At 54.5% G+C, this 16,167-nt stretch carries 13 protein-coding genes and 5 tRNA genes; 6 read left to right on the top strand and 12 right to left on the bottom strand.

Features of this window, described 5'->3' with window-relative positions; translation table 11 throughout:
* The first annotated feature begins 1 nt into the window (after nucleotide 1).
* The 6 genes from proX (at nucleotide 2) to leuA (ending at nucleotide 7,781) form a co-directional block, all read left to right on the top strand.
* Nucleotides 2–997: a glycine betaine/L-proline ABC transporter substrate-binding protein ProX gene (gene proX, locus LCD46_17530; protein UOY69845.1), complete on the top strand. Its 996-nt coding sequence runs from the start codon at nucleotides 2–4 to the stop codon at nucleotides 995–997.
* Nucleotides 998–1,134: 137 nt separating this feature from the next.
* Nucleotides 1,135–2,319 carry an MFS transporter gene (locus LCD46_17535; protein ID UOY69846.1) on the top strand — a complete coding sequence of 395 codons (1,185 nt, stop codon included), beginning with the start codon at nucleotides 1,135–1,137 and terminating at the stop codon, nucleotides 2,317–2,319.
* Between the two features lie 314 nt (nucleotides 2,320–2,633).
* On the top strand, nucleotides 2,634–3,164 hold the full coding sequence (gene mprA, locus LCD46_17540) for a transcriptional repressor MprA (GenBank protein UOY69847.1): 531 nt from the start codon (nucleotides 2,634–2,636) through the stop codon (nucleotides 3,162–3,164).
* 128 nt (nucleotides 3,165–3,292) lie between these two features.
* On the top strand, nucleotides 3,293–4,465 hold the full coding sequence (gene emrA, locus LCD46_17545) for a multidrug efflux MFS transporter periplasmic adaptor subunit EmrA (protein ID UOY69848.1): 1,173 nt from the start codon (nucleotides 3,293–3,295) through the stop codon (nucleotides 4,463–4,465).
* Nucleotides 4,466–4,481: 16 nt separating this feature from the next.
* Nucleotides 4,482–6,029: a multidrug efflux MFS transporter permease subunit EmrB gene (emrB, locus tag LCD46_17550; GenBank protein ID UOY69849.1), complete on the top strand. Its 1,548-nt coding sequence runs from the start codon at nucleotides 4,482–4,484 to the stop codon at nucleotides 6,027–6,029.
* A gap of 96 nt (nucleotides 6,030–6,125) precedes the next feature.
* Nucleotides 6,126–7,781 carry a 2-isopropylmalate synthase gene (leuA, locus tag LCD46_17555; protein ID UOY69850.1) on the top strand — a complete coding sequence of 552 codons (1,656 nt, stop codon included), beginning with the start codon at nucleotides 6,126–6,128 and terminating at the stop codon, nucleotides 7,779–7,781.
* On the opposite strand, the gene LCD46_17560 is transcribed toward leuA, so the two are convergent.
* The 12 genes from LCD46_17560 to alaS all read right to left on the bottom strand — a co-directional run bounded on the left by LCD46_17560 (nucleotide 7,768) and on the right by alaS (nucleotide 16,049).
* Nucleotides 7,768–8,532 carry a helix-turn-helix transcriptional regulator gene (locus tag LCD46_17560; protein ID UOY69851.1) on the bottom strand — a complete coding sequence of 255 codons (765 nt, stop codon included), beginning with the start codon at nucleotides 8,530–8,532 and terminating at the stop codon, nucleotides 7,768–7,770. The two genes, leuA and LCD46_17560, sit on opposite strands and share 14 nt — an antisense overlap.
* Before the next feature lie 55 nt (nucleotides 8,533–8,587).
* The gene (gene luxS, locus LCD46_17565) at nucleotides 8,588–9,103 is read right to left on the bottom strand and encodes an S-ribosylhomocysteine lyase (GenBank protein ID UOY69852.1); all 516 of its coding nucleotides are present in this window, start codon (nucleotides 9,101–9,103) and stop codon (nucleotides 8,588–8,590) included.
* Between the two features lie 153 nt (nucleotides 9,104–9,256).
* Nucleotides 9,257–10,801: a glutamate--cysteine ligase gene (gene gshA, locus LCD46_17570; GenBank protein UOY69853.1), complete on the bottom strand. Its 1,545-nt coding sequence runs from the start codon at nucleotides 10,799–10,801 to the stop codon at nucleotides 9,257–9,259.
* 83 nt (nucleotides 10,802–10,884) lie between these two features.
* Complete coding sequence (locus LCD46_17575; protein UOY69854.1) at nucleotides 10,885–11,313, bottom strand: DedA family protein; 429 nt, start codon at nucleotides 11,311–11,313, stop codon at nucleotides 10,885–10,887.
* A complete protein-coding gene (gene yqaB, locus LCD46_17580) occupies nucleotides 11,310–11,876 on the bottom strand; it encodes a fructose-1-phosphate/6-phosphogluconate phosphatase (protein UOY69855.1) in 567 nt (188 codons plus the stop codon). Before yqaB ends, LCD46_17575 begins: the two co-directional genes overlap by 4 nt.
* A gap of 249 nt (nucleotides 11,877–12,125) precedes the next feature.
* Nucleotides 12,126–12,202: transfer RNA gene (locus LCD46_17585), tRNA-Arg, on the bottom strand.
* Between the two features lie 29 nt (nucleotides 12,203–12,231).
* Nucleotides 12,232–12,308 (bottom strand) — tRNA-Arg (locus tag LCD46_17590).
* 29 nt (nucleotides 12,309–12,337) lie between these two features.
* A tRNA-Arg gene (locus LCD46_17595) sits at nucleotides 12,338–12,414 on the bottom strand.
* A 64-nt stretch (nucleotides 12,415–12,478) separates the two neighbouring features.
* Nucleotides 12,479–12,555, bottom strand: a tRNA-Arg gene (locus tag LCD46_17600).
* A 4-nt stretch (nucleotides 12,556–12,559) separates the two neighbouring features.
* Nucleotides 12,560–12,652: transfer RNA gene (locus tag LCD46_17605), tRNA-Ser, on the bottom strand.
* Between the two features lie 342 nt (nucleotides 12,653–12,994).
* Entirely contained in the window at nucleotides 12,995–13,180 is a 186-nt protein-coding gene (gene csrA, locus LCD46_17610) for a carbon storage regulator CsrA (GenBank protein UOY69856.1), read from the bottom strand.
* Between the two features lie 241 nt (nucleotides 13,181–13,421).
* On the bottom strand, nucleotides 13,422–16,049 hold the full coding sequence (gene alaS, locus LCD46_17615; protein UOY69857.1) for an alanine--tRNA ligase: 2,628 nt from the start codon (nucleotides 16,047–16,049) through the stop codon (nucleotides 13,422–13,424).
* Nucleotides 16,050–16,167: the final 118 nt, after the last annotated feature.

The raw sequence follows: 16,167 nt of genomic DNA on the forward strand, positions 1-16,167 counted from the left end.
GATGCGACATAGCGTACTTTTTGCCACAGCGTTTGCCACCCTTGTCTCCACCGGCACCTATGCGGCCGACCTGCCGGGCAAAGGCATTACCGTGCAACCGGTTCAGAGCACCATTTCGGAAGAGTCCTTCCAGACCCAGATAGTCAGCCGTGCGCTGGAGAAACTGGGCTATACGGTGAATACCGCCAGCGAAGTGGATTACAACGTTGGCTACACCTCGATTGCATCCGGCGATGCCACCTTTACCGCCGTCAACTGGCAGCCACTGCATGACGATATGTATGCCGCCGCCGGGGGGGACAAGAAATTTTACCGCGAGGGCACCTTCGTGACCGGTGCGGCACAGGGTTATCTGATCGACAAGAAAACCGCCGATAAGTACCACATCACCAATATTGAACAGCTGAAAGATCCGAAGATCGCCAAACTGTTCGACACCAACGGTGACGGCAAAGCCGACATGATGGGCTGCTCACCGGGCTGGGGTTGTGAAGCGGTCATTAACCACCAGAACAAAGCCTATGATCTGGCAAAAACGGTCGATGTGAGCCACGGTAACTACTCAGCGATGATGGCCGACACCATTGCCCGTTTCAAAGAGGGCAAGCCGGTTATCTACTACACCTGGACCCCGTACTGGGTCAGCGACGTGCTGAAACCGGGTAGAGACGTGGTGTGGCTGCAGGTACCGTTCTCCTCCCTGCCGGGCGAGCAGAAAGATATCGACACTAAACTGCCGAACGGTATGAACTACGGCTTCCCGGTAAACACCATGCATATCGTCGCCAACAAAGCCTGGGCGGAGAAAAACCCGGCGGCAGCGAAGCTGTTCTCAGTGATGAAACTGCCGCTGGCCGACATCAACGCCCAGAATGCCATGATGCATGCAGGTAAATCGTCCGAGGCTGATATAAAAGGTCATGTGGATGGCTGGATAAAAGCCCACCAGCAGCAGTTCGACGGCTGGGTGAAAGAGGCGCTTGAGGCGCAGAAGTAATACTCCGAATTCCCTCTCCACCCGGAGAGGGAACCTAAACCGCACAATACAACACCCAACACTCCCCCAACTTTCACAATCATTGGGTATGATGGTTTCCGGAAAAATAATCACTCAACTAATGATTCCTGAAACCAATGACCAAAACAACGCAAGGGCTTAGCCCCGCACTCATCCTTTTAATGTCCGTGGCAACGGGTCTGGCGGTTGCCAGCAACTATTACGCACAACCTCTGCTTGATACCATCGCCCGCGCGTTCAATCTCTCCGCCAGTTCCGCAGGCTTTATCGTCACCGCTGCACAGCTCGGATATGCCGCCGGGCTGCTGTTCCTGGTGCCGCTGGGGGATATGTTTGAGCGCCGAATGTTAATTGTCTCCATGACCCTGCTGGCCGCCGGCGGGATGCTGATCACCGCCAGCAGCCAGTCATTAACAATGATGATTATCGGCACCGCGCTCACAGGGTTGTTCTCTGTTGTGGCGCAAATTCTGGTCCCGCTCGCCGCCACTCTCGCCTCCCCCGAAAAGCGCGGCAAAGTGGTGGGCACCATCATGAGTGGCTTGCTGCTGGGGATTTTACTGGCTCGTACCGTTGCAGGGTTGCTGGCAAGCCTCGGTGGCTGGCGCACCGTTTACTGGGTGGCGAGCGTATTGATGGTCGTGATGGCGCTGGCCCTGTGGCGCGGCCTGCCGAAGGTGAAGCAGGAGAATCACCTGAACTATCCGCAGCTTCTGGCCTCCGTTTTCAGTCTGTTTACGCAGGATAAACTCCTGCGCACTCGTGCCCTGCTAGGGTGTTTCACCTTCGCCAATTTCAGTATTTTGTGGACGTCGATGGCCTTTCTGCTGGCCGCGCCACCGTTTAACTATTCTGAAGCGACGATTGGTCTGTTCGGTCTGGCTGGCGCCGCTGGTGCTCTGGGTGCGCGTCCCGCTGGCGGGCTTGCCGATAAGGGCAAATCCCATCTGACCACCTCCGCAGGGCTGATTTTACTTCTGCTCTCCTGGGCGGCGATTTGGTATGGGCACGTCTCGGTACTGGCGCTAATCGTCGGTATTCTGGTGCTCGACCTCACCGTGCAGGGCGTTCACATCACCAATCAGACCGTGATCTATCGCGTGAAGCCAGAGGCACGTAACCGCCTGACGGCCGGATACATGACCAGCTACTTTATTGGCGGCGCAGCGGGTTCATTAATTTCCGCCTCTGCGTGGCAGCATGCGGGTTGGTCAGGCGTATGTGGAATTGGGGCTATCGTCGCCGCGCTGAACCTGCTTGTATGGTGGCGCGGTTACCATCGTCAGGATGCGATTAACTAAGTTTTACATTGCGTTGGGCCTCTTAGGGTATAAAGAGACCCTTCAGTCTGTTAATGTAAACGTAATCATTTATCCCAGAAATTTTAATGTGGGTGACATATTTACAATCGGCATGAATAGTTCAGACCCCCGTCCTCACATCCTCTCTTCAGCGGGTTCACACCCTACGCTTTCTGTGCTCACCGGGTCACGGACTTACCCGGCGCTTTCTGATGGTGACATAAGTTTGGCGGATATAACCGCACAAATAATTCATTTACATTATTTGTCACTATCGTTACTATATCGGCTGTAATTAATGAGGTTATGCCCAAATGGATAGTTCGTTTACGCCCATTGAACAAATGCTTAAATTCCGCGCCAGTCGCCATGAGGACTTCCCGTATCAGGAAATCCTGCTGACTCGCCTGTGCATGCACATGCAGGGTAAGCTACTGGAAAACCGTAATAAAATGCTGAAAGCTCAAGGGATTAACGAGACGTTGTTTATGGCGTTGATTACGCTGGAGTCTCAGGAAAACCACAGTATTCAGCCTTCCGAACTGAGCTGCGCACTGGGCTCCTCCCGTACCAATGCGACCCGTATTGCTGATGAGCTGGAAAAACGCGGCTGGATTGAGCGCCGTGAAAGCGACAACGATCGCCGCTGCCTGCATCTGCAACTGACCGATAAAGGTCACCAGTTCCTGCAAGAGGTGCTGCCACCTCAGCACAATTGCCTGCATAAACTCTGGTCTGCCCTCAGCACCACCGAGCGTGACCAGCTTGAGCACATCACTCGCAAGCTGCTTACCCGTCTGGACCAGATGGATGAAGACGGCGCTATTCTTGAGGCGCTGCGCTAACGCGACGACACGCTCGAACATCCAGATTTAAAAAAGAAAACTGACAGGCCAGCACGTCACACTGCTGGCCTTTCTGACAACAGGTCGGCTCAGCCGATGTGAAAATAAGAAGATCGTGGAGAACAACAATGAGCGCAAATGCGGAGAGCACTACCCCGCAGCAACCGGCCAACAAGAAAGGCAAACGTAAGAGTGCCCTTCTTCTGTTGACCTTGCTCTTTATCATTATTGCCGTGGCATATGGGATCTATTGGTTTTTAGTATTGCGTCATGCTGAAGAGACAGACGACGCCTACGTGGCAGGGAACCAGGTACAGATTATGGCGCAGGTGTCGGGCAGCGTGACGAAAGTCTGGGCTGATAACACCGACTTTGTGCAAAAAGGCGATGTGTTGGTGACCCTCGATCCGACCGACGCCCAGCAGGCCTTTGAGAAAGCACAGACCGCGCTGGCCTCCAGCGTCCGTCAGACTCGCCAGCTGATGATCAACAGCAAACAGCTGCAGGCCAACATTGACGTGCAGAAAACCGCACTCGCCCAGGCGCAGAGCGACCTGAACCGCCGTGTTCCGCTCGGTACCGCCAACTTGATTGGCCGTGAAGAGCTGCAACATGCGCGCGATGCCGTTGCCAGTGCTCAGGCCCAGCTGGATGTGGCTATTCAACAGTACAACGCCAACCAGGCGATGGTGCTGGGTACCAGCCTGGAAAACCAGCCTGCCGTGCAACAGGCGGCGACAGAAGTCCGTAACGCATGGCTTGCCCTGCAGCGTACTAAAATCGTCAGCCCGATGACCGGCTATGTCTCCCGCCGTTCCGTACAGCCTGGAGCGCAGATTAGCCCGACCACACCGCTGATGGCCGTCGTTCCGGCAGACAATCTGTGGGTCGATGCTAACTTTAAAGAGACGCAGCTTGCCCATATGCGTATCGGCCAGGCGGCGACAGTTATCAGCGATATTTACGGCGATGACGTCAAGTACACCGGGAAAGTGGTGGGTCTGGATATGGGGACCGGCAGTGCCTTCTCCCTGCTGCCAGCACAGAATGCCACCGGTAACTGGATCAAAGTGGTTCAGCGCTTGCCTGTACGTATTGAGCTGGATCCAAAACAGCTCGCAGATCACCCGCTGCGTATCGGCCTCTCAACGCTGGTTACTGTGGATACCGCCAACCGCGAAGGTCAAATCCTGGCAAGCCAGGTGCGTAGCAGCCCGGCTTATGAAAGTAACGCCCGTGAAATTAGCCTCGATCCGGTCAACAAGCTGATCGATGACATCGTGAAGGCAAACGCTGGTTAATCCGAAGGTGAGCGTTATGCAACAGCAAAAGCCGCAAAAACCGTTGGAAGGCGCGCAGCTGGTCATTATGACCATCGCGCTGTCGCTGGCGACATTCATGCAGGTGCTGGACTCCACCATCGCAAACGTGGCGATCCCGACCATCGCCGGTAACCTTGGCTCGTCACTGAGCCAGGGGACCTGGGTAATTACCTCGTTTGGGGTGGCAAACGCCATCTCAATCCCCATTACCGGCTGGCTGGCGAAGCGCGTCGGTGAAGTGAAGCTGTTCCTGTGGTCGACAATTGCCTTTGTTCTCGCCTCCTGGGCGTGCGGCATGTCCACCAGCCTGACGATGCTGATTTTCTTCCGCGTCATTCAGGGGATTGTGGCCGGGCCGTTGATTCCCCTGTCACAGAGTTTACTGCTGAACAACTACCCACCCGCCAAACGCTCTATCGCGCTGGCGCTGTGGTCGATGACGGTGATCGTCGCGCCGATTTGTGGGCCTATCTTAGGCGGCTATATCAGCGATAACTATCACTGGGGCTGGATCTTCTTTATCAACGTACCGATTGGCGCCGTGGTAGTCATGATGACGTTGCAGTCGCTACGCGGCAGAGAAACCCGGACGGAACAGCGCCGTATCGACGCCATTGGTCTGGCATTGCTGGTTGTCGGCATCGGTAGCCTGCAGGTCATGCTCGACCAGGGCAAAGAGCTGGACTGGTTCAACTCCCGGGAGATCATCATCCTGACGATTGTCGCGGTGGTGTCGCTGAGCTTCCTGATTGTCTGGGAGTTAACCGACGATAACCCGATAGTCGACTTGTCGCTGTTTAAGTCGCGAAACTTCACCATAGGCTGTCTGTGTATTAGCCTCGCCTACATGCTCTACTTCGGCGCTATTGTTCTGCTGCCGCAGCTATTGCAGGAGGTATATGGCTATACCGCAACCTGGGCGGGTCTTGCCTCTGCGCCAGTGGGATTGATTCCGGTCCTGTTGTCGCCGATCATCGGCCGTTTCGCCCACAAGCTCGACATGCGCAGGCTGGTGACATTCAGCTTTATCATGTACGCCGTGTGCTTCTACTGGCGCGCGTATACGTTCGAACCGGGAATGGACTTTGGCGCCTCTGCGTGGCCGCAGTTTATTCAGGGCTTTGCGGTGGCGTGCTTCTTTATGCCACTGACCACCATCACGCTTTCTGGCTTACCGCCTGAGCGCATGGCGGCGGCATCGAGCCTGTCGAACTTTACGCGTACGCTGGCAGGCTCCATCGGGACGTCGATCACCACGACGCTGTGGACCAACCGTGAGTCGATGCACCACGCTCAGCTCACTGAAGCGGTAAATCCGTTCAACCCTAATTCTCAGCAGATGTATGCCCAGCTTCAGGGAATGGGAATGACGGAACAGCAGGCTTCCGGCTGGATCGCCCAGCAGATCACCAACCAGGGGCTGATTATCTCCGCAAACGAGATTTTCTGGGTGTCGGCCGGGATCTTCCTCGTTCTGCTGGGTCTGGTGTGGTTTGCCCGTCCACCGTTTGGTGCCGGTGGTGGAGGCGGTGGCGCGCACTAAAGCGCGTTGTCCAAAACGCGACAGTCATTGTCAGTTTCGATAAAGCAGCGCTCCTGAAATCCATTCACGATAGTGAAAAGACAACAGGAGCGCATCATGCTGAACACACCCGCCGACAAATACCAGCCTTATCCTCCCCTTTCACTGCCCGATCGTCGCTGGCCGGAGCAACGCATCACCCACGCGCCGCGCTGGCTCTCCACCGATTTACGTGACGGCAACCAGGCCCTGGCCGAGCCCATGGACAGCACGCGCAAGCTGCAGTTCTGGGAATTGCTGCTGAACTGCGGGTTTAAAGAGATTGAAGTCGCCTTTCCTTCCGCCTCGCAGACGGATTTCAACTTTGTTCGCCAGTTGATTGAAGAGAACCGCATCCCGGATGACGTCACCATTCAGGTGTTAACCCAGGCACGGGAAGACCTGATCATCCGCACCTTTGAATCGTTACGCGGCGCGAAACGGGCCACCGTCCATCTGTATAACGCCACCGCCCCGCTGTTCCGCCGCCTGGTGTTTGGCATGGAGAAAGCGCAAATCGTGGAGCTGGCAACACGCTCCACGCGGCTTATCCGCAAGCTCTGCGAAGAGAACCCGGAAACCCGCTGGCAGTACGAATACTCTCCGGAAACCTTCTGCTTTACCGAGCCGGAGTTTGCGCTGGAGATTTGTGAAGCCGTGGCAGAGATCTGGCAGCCCTGCAATGAGCGACCAATGGTGATCAACTTACCCGCGACTGTCGAAGTCAATACGCCGAACGTCTATGCCGATCAGATTGAGTATTTCTGTCGCCACTTCAGCCGCCGCAACGATGTCTGCATCAGCATCCATCCGCATAACGACCGCGGTACGGGCGTCGCCAGCGCCGAGCTGGCCGTGATGGCCGGCGCCGACCGGGTAGAAGGGTGTCTGTTTGGCAACGGGGAACGTACGGGGAACGTCTGTCTGGTGACGCTGGCGATGAATCTCTACAGTCAGGGCGTTAGCCCGAATCTCGACTTTAGCGAGATGAATCGGGTGGTGGAAGTGGTCGAAACCTGCAACCAGCTTCCCGTGCATCCGCGCCATCCATGGGCAGGACGGCTGGCCTATACCGCCTTCTCTGGCTCACATCAGGACGCGATCAAAAAAGGCTTTGATGCCCGCAAGCCTGGCGAACGCTGGGAGATACCTTACCTGCCTGTGGACCCGCAGGATATTGGCTGCACCTACGAAGCGGTGATCCGCGTGAACAGCCAGTCCGGGAAAAGCGGCAGCGCGTGGCTTATTGAACAGAACCATGGTCTGAAATTACCCCGTGCGCTGCAGCAGGATTTCAGCCAGCACGTACAGCAGGAAACGGATCGCCACGGAAAAGAGATGACGCAAAATGCACTGTGGCAACTGTTCCGTACCCGTTACGGCCTGGTGGCAACGCCACCATTTGCCCTGCAATCGTACCGCAGCGACAGCCAGCAGGACGGTCAGTTGTGTTTGACGGCAAGCGTCGCCACGCAAGGAGGAACGCGACAGCTGGAAGGTCAGGGTATTGGTTTGCTGTCCGCCGCTGCCAGCGGCCTGAGTCGCTGGGTCAACACGCCGTTTGTGATTAAGGATTACCACGAACATACCCTGGGTGAACGCAGTGACAGCCGCTCAGTGGCCTATATTCGCTGTTTGTTCCAGGACGGTTGCAGCCGCTGGGGCGTGGGTATCGACAGTGACGTCGCGCGCGCCTCTCTTCAGGCGCTCTTTAACGCCGTCAGTCGTTTTTAAAGTAATCGCTGGGAGAGACACCCATCACCCGACGAAACATCGCCGTAAAGGCACTGTGACTGCCGTAACCCAGTTCCAGTGCCACGCGTAGCACCGGCTGGCCCTGTGCCAGCCGCACTAACGCCTCCAGCAAGCGAGCCCTTCTCAGCCACTCAACGTAACGTAATCCTGTCTGCTGCTGAAAATGCCGGTTCATCGTGCGCTCGCTCATTCCAAGCGAACTCGCGGCCTGAAGGCTGTTCCAGCGATCTCCTGGTGACTGACGGATCTGCTGGCACAGGTGGCGTAACGGGGCACTCTCCGGCTCAGGCAGATGAAATGGCAGCACAGGCATGATGCGAATTTCATCCAGAATGAGTTCATACACGCGCTCATCTCGACTCCCCGGCGAGTAAGATTCAGGCAGTGAGAGAGAAGCGAGGATCAGTTCGCGCAACAGTGGGGAGATCTGCACGATCTGGCACGCTGCGGGGAGATCGGCACGCGCCAGCGGATCGATAAACAGCGTGCGCGCCGCAACGTTGCCGGTGATACGAAGCGAATGGCGCGTCCCCGCTGGCAGCCAGACGCCGCGGCCAGGAGGAACCACCCAACAACCGGATGCGGTATCAACCCGCACCACCCCACTCAGAGCATGCAGCAGTTGCGCGCAGTCATGCTCATGCCAGGGTTCGCTGTCGCCATGAACATAATCATGGGCAAAAGGAACGAGGGGACGATGGGTAAAGGTGAACGTTGAGGTTGTGGTCATGGGGTTAAACCACCCTCACCCCACCCTCTCCCGACCGGGAGAGGGAAAAGGTGCACTAGATGTGCAGTTCCTGCAGTTTTTCTTTCGGCAGAGCCAGCTCTTCATTGCAGTTCACGCGAACATCACGCTCAATGATGTGACGCGCAATTTCCTGTGCTTCTTCCAGGGAGTGCATCTGGTAAGTACCACACTGGTAAACGTTCAGCTCAGGGATTTGGTTCTGCTCTTTCACCTTCAGCACGTCTTCCATGGCTGCTTTCCAGGCATCTGCGACGCGTTTCTCTTCCGGCTGACCAATCAGGCTCATGTAAAAACCAGTACGGCAGCCCATCGGAGAGATATCAATGATCTCAACGCCGTTGCCGTTCAGGTGGTCACGCATAAAACCAGCGAACAGATGCTCCAGAGTGTGAATACCTTTCTCTGGCATCACTTCTTTATTTGGCACGCAGAAACGCAGATCGAAGACGGTGATCGTGTCGCCGTGCAGGGTGTGCATGGTCTTCGCCACGCGAACTGCAGGTGCTTCCATACGGGTATGGTCGACAGTAAAGCTATCTAATAACGGCATACGTCACCTCCGATAGTGATTTTTTTTAAAATAAACTGAACTCTTCTACAGAATGCGCGTCTGAGTATATGAAAGACGCGCATTTGTTATCATCATCCCTGAATTCAGAGATGTATATTTTGGCCACAGCGATGTGGCCTTTTTCTTTTCTGCTTAAGCCTGCTTCGCCAGAAACGCCTCAAACGACTCGGTATCCGCCGCTTCAACCTCTTTCTGACGCACAATAGATGCATCGCGTTCTGCTACAAAATCCGCTTCGCTCAGCACTTCTAACGGCTCCTGCATCAGCATCTCACGGTATTCTGCTCCGAGTGAACGCCCCGTGCCACCAATACCTTGATCAATCATTGAACGCAGAATGCGTGCTGAGAACGTCAGTTCCGGATTATCAAAACATTCCACCAGCTGGTCGCAGATCTGTTGATATGCGTCGCCACCGTCGATGCTGTCCATCGTCCGGGCAACACGTTTAAGATCACGGAACAGATCTTTACCGACTTTCGTCAGCGGGAACTGTGCTGTTTCGCAGCCAATGCCCAGCGTCAGACCCGGTTTACGGCCTTCCAGAATTACGCGGTTCCAGTTTGTACGGGTACAAAGCAGCTCGTCTGAACTCATTTCAGGCGCATCCGCCAGAACGCACCAGACCATAAACAGATCCAGGAAGCGAATCTGCTGCTCATCAACACCAATCGGTGAGAACGGGTTGATATCCAGCGAGCGCACTTCAATGTATTCGATCCCGCCGCGCTGCAGCGCGTCCGACGGTGTTTCACCGCTGCGCGTCACGCGCTTAGGACGAATTGGCGCGTACAGTTCATTCTCAATCTGCAGCACATTGCTGTTGATTTGCAGACGCTTGCCGTCTTTCTCGAGGCCGATTTTCTCGTACTCTTCCGACGGGGTTTTGATCGCCCGCTTCAATCCTGCCACATATTCGTGCAATTCGTTAAACGTAATACCGAGATTGCTTTGCGATTTATTGGTATAACCAAGATCGCTCAGGCGCAAGGAAGTCGCGTACGGCAGATAGTACATCCCGCACTCGGTTTTCTCGAACGGCAGCGTAGTCGGTTTCCCCTGCAGGAACGATGAGCAAATGGCAGGCGACGCACCAAACAGGTACGGAATCACCCAGCCGAAACGATAATAGTTGCGGATCAGGCGGAAGTAGCCCGCAGAGATCGCGTCCTTATCCGTTTCATCACATTTCGCCTGCCAGAACGCCATGGGCAAAGAGAAGTTGTAATGCACACCAGAGATGGTCTGCATTAACGCGCCATAGCGGTTTTTCAGTCCCTCACGATAGAGCGTTTTGAGCCGGCCAATATTTGATGTGCCATATTGAGCCAGCTCGATCTCCTGACCTTGCTCGATATAACACGGCATGCTGAGGGGCCACATACGCTCATCGCCCAGATTGCGCGCGGTATAGCGATGAATGTCGCGCAAGATCGTCAGCATATGATCAATATCACCCTCTACCGGAGTGATGAACTCCAGCAGCGCTTCAGCGAAATCGGTTGTGATCCATTTATGTGTCAGCGCCGAGCCTAACGCCTTCGGGTGACCCGTCGTCGCTAAACTGCCGTCCGCGTTTACGCGTAGCGTTTCACGCTCAAGACCACGCTGAATACCCTTCAATGCCTGAGGGTGGTTTTCCAGCCAGGCCAGCGCCTGAGATACGTCCGGGATCAAATTGACCTCCCGCCTGTCAAAGTAATGTTACTCAGCATAATTGTAATGGTTGACGATTGAAGGTCGCGTATTCATTCCACCAATTAGTGCCACCACGTCATACCCTGCAGAGTTGCCCATGCCACGAGAACATATCGCAACGCCTTGCCAAGGCACAAAAAAAAGAGCACCGGTCCCCAGGAGATGCGCATCCATCCCGCCAGCAGACACAGTAAATCACCTATTACAGGCATCCAGCTTAATAACAGCGTGGCAGCGCCATAGCGTTTTAGCCAGCCGACTGCCTTTTCCTGCCAGCGCGATTTTTCGCGCAGCGGAAAGAAACGCCCAAGAATAACGTTAGTCAGCCCTCCAAGGCTATTACCCATTGTTGCTATTAACACAAGCAACCAGGGCTGACTCACGCCGGACAACAGCATCGCCACCAGCACCACTTCCGAATTGCCCGGTAAGAGCGTGGCGCTTAAAAAACTGCTGGCGAATAATGAAGCAAGCGACAGCGCGTCACTCACAGTAAGCGCACATCCACCACGGCCATGCCAGCATCACGTGCGGCCTGAATACCGAAATCAGCATCTTCAAACACGACGCATTTTGCCGCCGGTACACCCATTAATTCTGCGCAGAGCAGGAAGGTATCTGGTGCGGGCTTGTGATTTTTAACATGATCGGCGGCAACCACGGCAGAAAAATAGTGGCGCAGGCCAAGATGATTGAGCAAAGCCTCTGCAATAGCGCTTTCGCTGCCCGTCCCCACCGACATCGGGCGACGTCCGTGCCACGCTTTCACGACATCAATCAGCGGCAGCGGACGTACGGTATCTAAAAGCATGGCTTTTACTGCATCGGTTTTTTCACGGGCGAGCAGGTGCGGGTCGAGATCGGCCTGATTCATTTCAATCACGGCTTGTGCAATACGCCAGGTTGGGGATCCGTTAAGAGCAATCATCGCCTGAAGGTCGAAACGCATACCGTAGCGGCCCAGGACGTCAGTCCACGCTTGACGATGCGTAGGTTCGGTATCAAGGAGGGTGCCGTCCATATCGAAGATCAGACCGTCATACTGTGCGTACATCGTGCTCTCGCTAAACGATTAACAAAGCATTACTTTATCGTAAAAGGTGATTTTTGTCGCTGACTGAGAGTGTGATTGCTGACAGAACGTCGAAGGAATAAACAAACAAGGAGAAGATGGTGCATCCGGGAGGATTACTCGGCTGCGCCTCGCCCTGCGGGCCGTTGCTGAAGCAACGTTATCCTCCCTGGTGCTCGCGATTAACTCGCAAACCTTGAAACAACAGCTTAGCTATTATCTCGGAGAATATGGTGCATCCGGGAGGATTCGAACCTCCGACCGCTCGGTTCGTAGCCGAGTACTCTATCCAGCTGAGCTACGGATGCATCGGGAAATGCTTTCAGAAACAGTAAAATGGTGCATCCGGGAGGATTCGAACCTCCGACCGCTCGGTTCGTAGCCGAGTACTCTATCCAGCTGAGCTACGGATGCATCAGGGTACTGCTTTCAGAAATAGTAAATGGTGCATCCGGGAGGATTCGAACCTCCGACCGCTCGGTTCGTAGCCGAGTACTCTATCCAGCTGAGCTACGGATGCATCGGGATTTACTATTGTACTACTCGATATTCATATCACTTCGAAAGCAATATGAAGTAATAGATGGTGCATCCGGGAGGATTCGAACCTCCGACCGCTCGGTTCGTAGCCGAGTACTCTATCCAGCTGAGCTACGGATGCAAAATGGCGGTGAGGCGGGGATTCGAACCCCGGATGCAGCTTTTGACCGCATACTCCCTTAGCAGGGGAGCGCCTTCAGCCTCTCGGCCACCTCACCACACAACGCCTCTTTCGAGTGCTTCGAGTAACTCGTTAAGAGCTTCTCGTCGCTGCGTGGCGCATATATTACTTTCTGGGACTTATAAGTCAAACAATTTTCCAAAAGCTTTTATCGTTTGCACAAATCACACGCAATTCGCATGTAAAAGCCGCAAAGAGGGTGTTTTATAAGCGGATTTTGCAGGCATCTTCACAGAAAACCAATGCAGAAATGGTGGCGTCAGGACGAGTTAAGAGTAACGGAGTGGTTAAAAAGAGAGCAATTGAAATTAAACGGTAACTTTGGGCAGGAAAAATGACAGGAGGGTTGCGTCTCGCCCGACAGCGAGACGCGACAATATCAGTAACTGGACTGCTGGGATTTTTCAGCCTGGATACGCTGGTAGATCTCTTCACGGTGGACAGATACTTCTTTAGGAGCGTTAACACCAATACGTACCTGGTTACCCTTTACCCCTAAAACTGTCACGGTGACCTCATCCCCAATCATGAGGGTCTCACCAACTCGACGAGTCAGAATCAGCATTCTTTGCTCCTTGAAAGATTAAAAGAGTCGGGTCTCTTGTATCCCGGCATTATCCATCATATAACGCCAAAAAGTAAGCGATGACAAACACGTAAAGTGTAAGCAGTCACGGCATCACATTCTGTTAAACGTAAGTTTAGCCGATATACACAAACTCAACCTGACTTTATCGTTATCGATAGCACAGTGAACAAGACGCCATAACGTTACCGCTATGGCGTCTGCTTGTGCTTTGTAATTATTACAGTTTCGCGCTTACCCAGCTTTCAACGCTGGCCAAAGCTTGCGGAAGTGCCGCCGCATCCGTACCACCGGCTTGCGCCATGTCTGGACGACCACCACCCTTGCCGCCCACCTGCTGGGCAACCATACCAATCAGTTCCCCTGCTTTTACGCGGTCAGTCACATCCTTAGAGACCCCCGCAATCAGAGAAACCTTACCTTCTGCCACTGTCGCCAGCACGATAACGGTAGAACCAAGCTGGTTCTTGAGATCGTCGACCATAGTACGCAGCATCTTAGGCTCAACGCCCGCCAGATCGCTGACCAGCAGTTTGACGCCCTTAATGTCTACAGCTTTGCTGGAGAGGTTTGCACTCTCCTGCGCCGCAGCCTGCTCTTTTAGCTGCTGCAGCTCTTTTTCCAGCTGACGCGTGCGATCCAGCGCAACGCGCACTTTCTCGCCCAGGTTCTGGCTATCGCCTTTAAGCAGCTGTGCGATGTCGTGCAGCTGATCGCTCTGCGCATGCAGGCTGGCAATCGCACCTTCACCGGTCACCGCTTCGATACGACGCACGCCTGCCGCCGTACCCGACTCGGAAACAATGCGGAACAGGCCGATGTCACCAGTGCGCGATGCGTGAGTACCACCGCACAGTTCAGTCGAGAAGTCGCCCATGCTCAGCACACGAACACGCTCGTCATATTTCTCACCAAACAGCGCCATCGCACCTTTTTTCTTCGCGTCCTCGAGATCCATGATGTGGGTCTCGATTGGCAGGTTACGACGGATCTGCGCGTTCACCAGATCTTCCACCGCGCGGATTTCAGACGGTTTCATCGCTTCAAAATGCGAGAAGTCGAAACGCAGCACTTTGTCGTTAACCAGAGAACCTTTCTGTGCAACGTGGGTACCGAGTACGTCGCGCAGGGCAGCATGCATCAGGTGAGTTGCAGAGTGGTTCAGACGAATGCGCGCGCGGCGAGCTTCATCCACGTTAGCCTGTACGCCCTCACCCACTTTCAGAGAACCGGAAACCAGTTTGCCCTGATGACCAATCGCCTGGCCGTATTTCTGGGTGTCGCTTACGCTGAAGCTGAAACCATTGCCTTTCAGTTCGCCTTTATCGCCAACCTGACCACCGGATTCCGCATAGAACGGTGTTTTGTCCAGAATGACAACCGCATCCTGACCTGCGCTGATGTTGTCTACGGCTTTACCGTCAACAAACAGGGCGGTCACTTTGCCGGTCAGTTCCAGCGCTTCATAACCTTTGAATTCAGACGCGCTGTCAACGCGGATCATCGCGTTGTAGTCTGCACCGAAACCGCTGGACTCACGCGCACGACGACGCTGCTCTTCCATCGCGGCTTCGAAGCCCGCTTCGTCAACTTTGATGTTGCGCTCGCGACAAACGTCCGCCGTCAGGTCAACCGGGAAACCGTAGGTGTCGTACAGGCGGAAAGCGGTTTCGCCGTCCAGCGTGTCACCCTTAAGGTTTGCCAGTTCTTCGTCCAGCAGCGCCAGACCGCGCTCCAGCGTACGGGCAAACTGCTCTTCTTCGGTTTTCAGAACCTGCTCTACCTGCGCCTGCTGGCGTTTCAGCTCATCACCGGCAGCACCCATCACGCCAATCAGTGGCCCAACGAGCTTATAGAAGAAGGTGTCCTTCGCGCCCAGCATGTTGCCGTGACGGATAGCACGACGAATGATACGACGCAGCACGTAGCCACGGTTTTCATTCGATGGGATAACGCCGTCGGCAATCAGGAACGCACAGGAACGAATATGGTCCGCGATAACGCGCAGGGATTTGTTGTTCAGGTCGGTCGCGCCGGTCACTTCCGCAACGGCTTTGATCAGGGTGCTGAACAGGTCAATCTCGTAGTTGGAGTTAACGTGCTGCAGAACCGCAGCAATACGCTCCAGACCCATACCGGTATCAACGGAAGGCTTCGGCAGCGGCTCCATTGTACCGTCAGCCTGACGGTTGAACTGCATAAAGACGATGTTCCAGATCTCAATGTAGCGATCGCCATCTTCTTCCGGACTGCCTGGAGGGCCACCCCAGATGTGGTCGCCATGATCGTAGAAGATCTCGGTGCACGGACCGCAAGGACCGGTGTCACCCATCTGCCAGAAGTTGTCAGACGCGTAAGGTGCGCCTTTGTTATCACCGATGCGAATAATACGTTCGCGCGGGATACCGACTTCTTTTTCCCAGATTTCGTAGGCTTCGTCATCGGTTTCATAGACGGTAACCCACAGACGCTCTTTCGGCAGGTTGAACCAGTTTTCACCGGTCAGCAGTTCCCACGCATATTGAATGGCATCGTGTTTGAAATAGTCGCCGAAGCTGAAGTTGCCCAGCATTTCGAAGAAGGTGTGGTGACGCGCGGTGTAACCGACGTTTTCCAGGTCGTTGTGTTTACCGCCCGCACGTACGCAACGCTGTGACGTTGTAGCACGGGAATAATTACGCTTGTCGAGACCAAGGAACACATCCTTGAACTGGTTCATCCCGGCGTTGGTAAACAGTAAAGTCGGGTCGTTATTTGGTACCAGGGAGCTGCTGGCAACAACCTGGTGTCCCTTACTATGGAAAAAATCGAGAAACGCCTGACGGATCTCAGCGGTGCTCTTGCTCATAATTATCCTGAAATCAAGCTAACGAAATGTCGTAGCAAGCCTGTATCTGTAAACAGTTGGACAGACCAGCTACTGGAAAAAGTGGGAATAAGATAAGTTTTCTTTAGTGGGAAGTAAA

The organism is Enterobacter ludwigii (assembly GCA_023023105.1).
In the GTDB taxonomy this organism is placed as follows: Bacteria; Pseudomonadota; Gammaproteobacteria; order Enterobacterales; family Enterobacteriaceae; genus Enterobacter; species Enterobacter adelaidei.

Excerpts from the sequence above, each read along its gene's own strand:
- proX (UOY69845.1), top strand. The coding sequence starts at position 2 with ATGCGACATAGCGTACTTTTTGCCACAGCGTTTGCCACCCTTGTCTCC.
- LCD46_17535 (UOY69846.1), top strand. The coding sequence starts at position 1,135 with ATGACCAAAACAACGCAAGGGCTTAGCCCCGCACTCATCCTTTTAATG.
- mprA (UOY69847.1), top strand. The coding sequence starts at position 2,634 with ATGGATAGTTCGTTTACGCCCATTGAACAAATGCTTAAATTCCGCGCC.
- emrA (UOY69848.1), top strand. The coding sequence starts at position 3,293 with ATGAGCGCAAATGCGGAGAGCACTACCCCGCAGCAACCGGCCAACAAG.
- emrB (UOY69849.1), top strand. The coding sequence starts at position 4,482 with ATGCAACAGCAAAAGCCGCAAAAACCGTTGGAAGGCGCGCAGCTGGTC.
- leuA (UOY69850.1), top strand. The coding sequence starts at position 6,126 with ATGCTGAACACACCCGCCGACAAATACCAGCCTTATCCTCCCCTTTCA.
- LCD46_17560 (UOY69851.1), bottom strand. The coding sequence starts at position 8,532 with ATGACCACAACCTCAACGTTCACCTTTACCCATCGTCCCCTCGTTCCT.
- luxS (UOY69852.1), bottom strand. The coding sequence starts at position 9,103 with ATGCCGTTATTAGATAGCTTTACTGTCGACCATACCCGTATGGAAGCA.
- yqaB (UOY69855.1), bottom strand. The coding sequence starts at position 11,876 with ATGTACGCACAGTATGACGGTCTGATCTTCGATATGGACGGCACCCTC.
- csrA (UOY69856.1), bottom strand. The coding sequence starts at position 13,180 with ATGCTGATTCTGACTCGTCGAGTTGGTGAGACCCTCATGATTGGGGAT.
- alaS (UOY69857.1), bottom strand. The coding sequence starts at position 16,049 with ATGAGCAAGAGCACCGCTGAGATCCGTCAGGCGTTTCTCGATTTTTTC.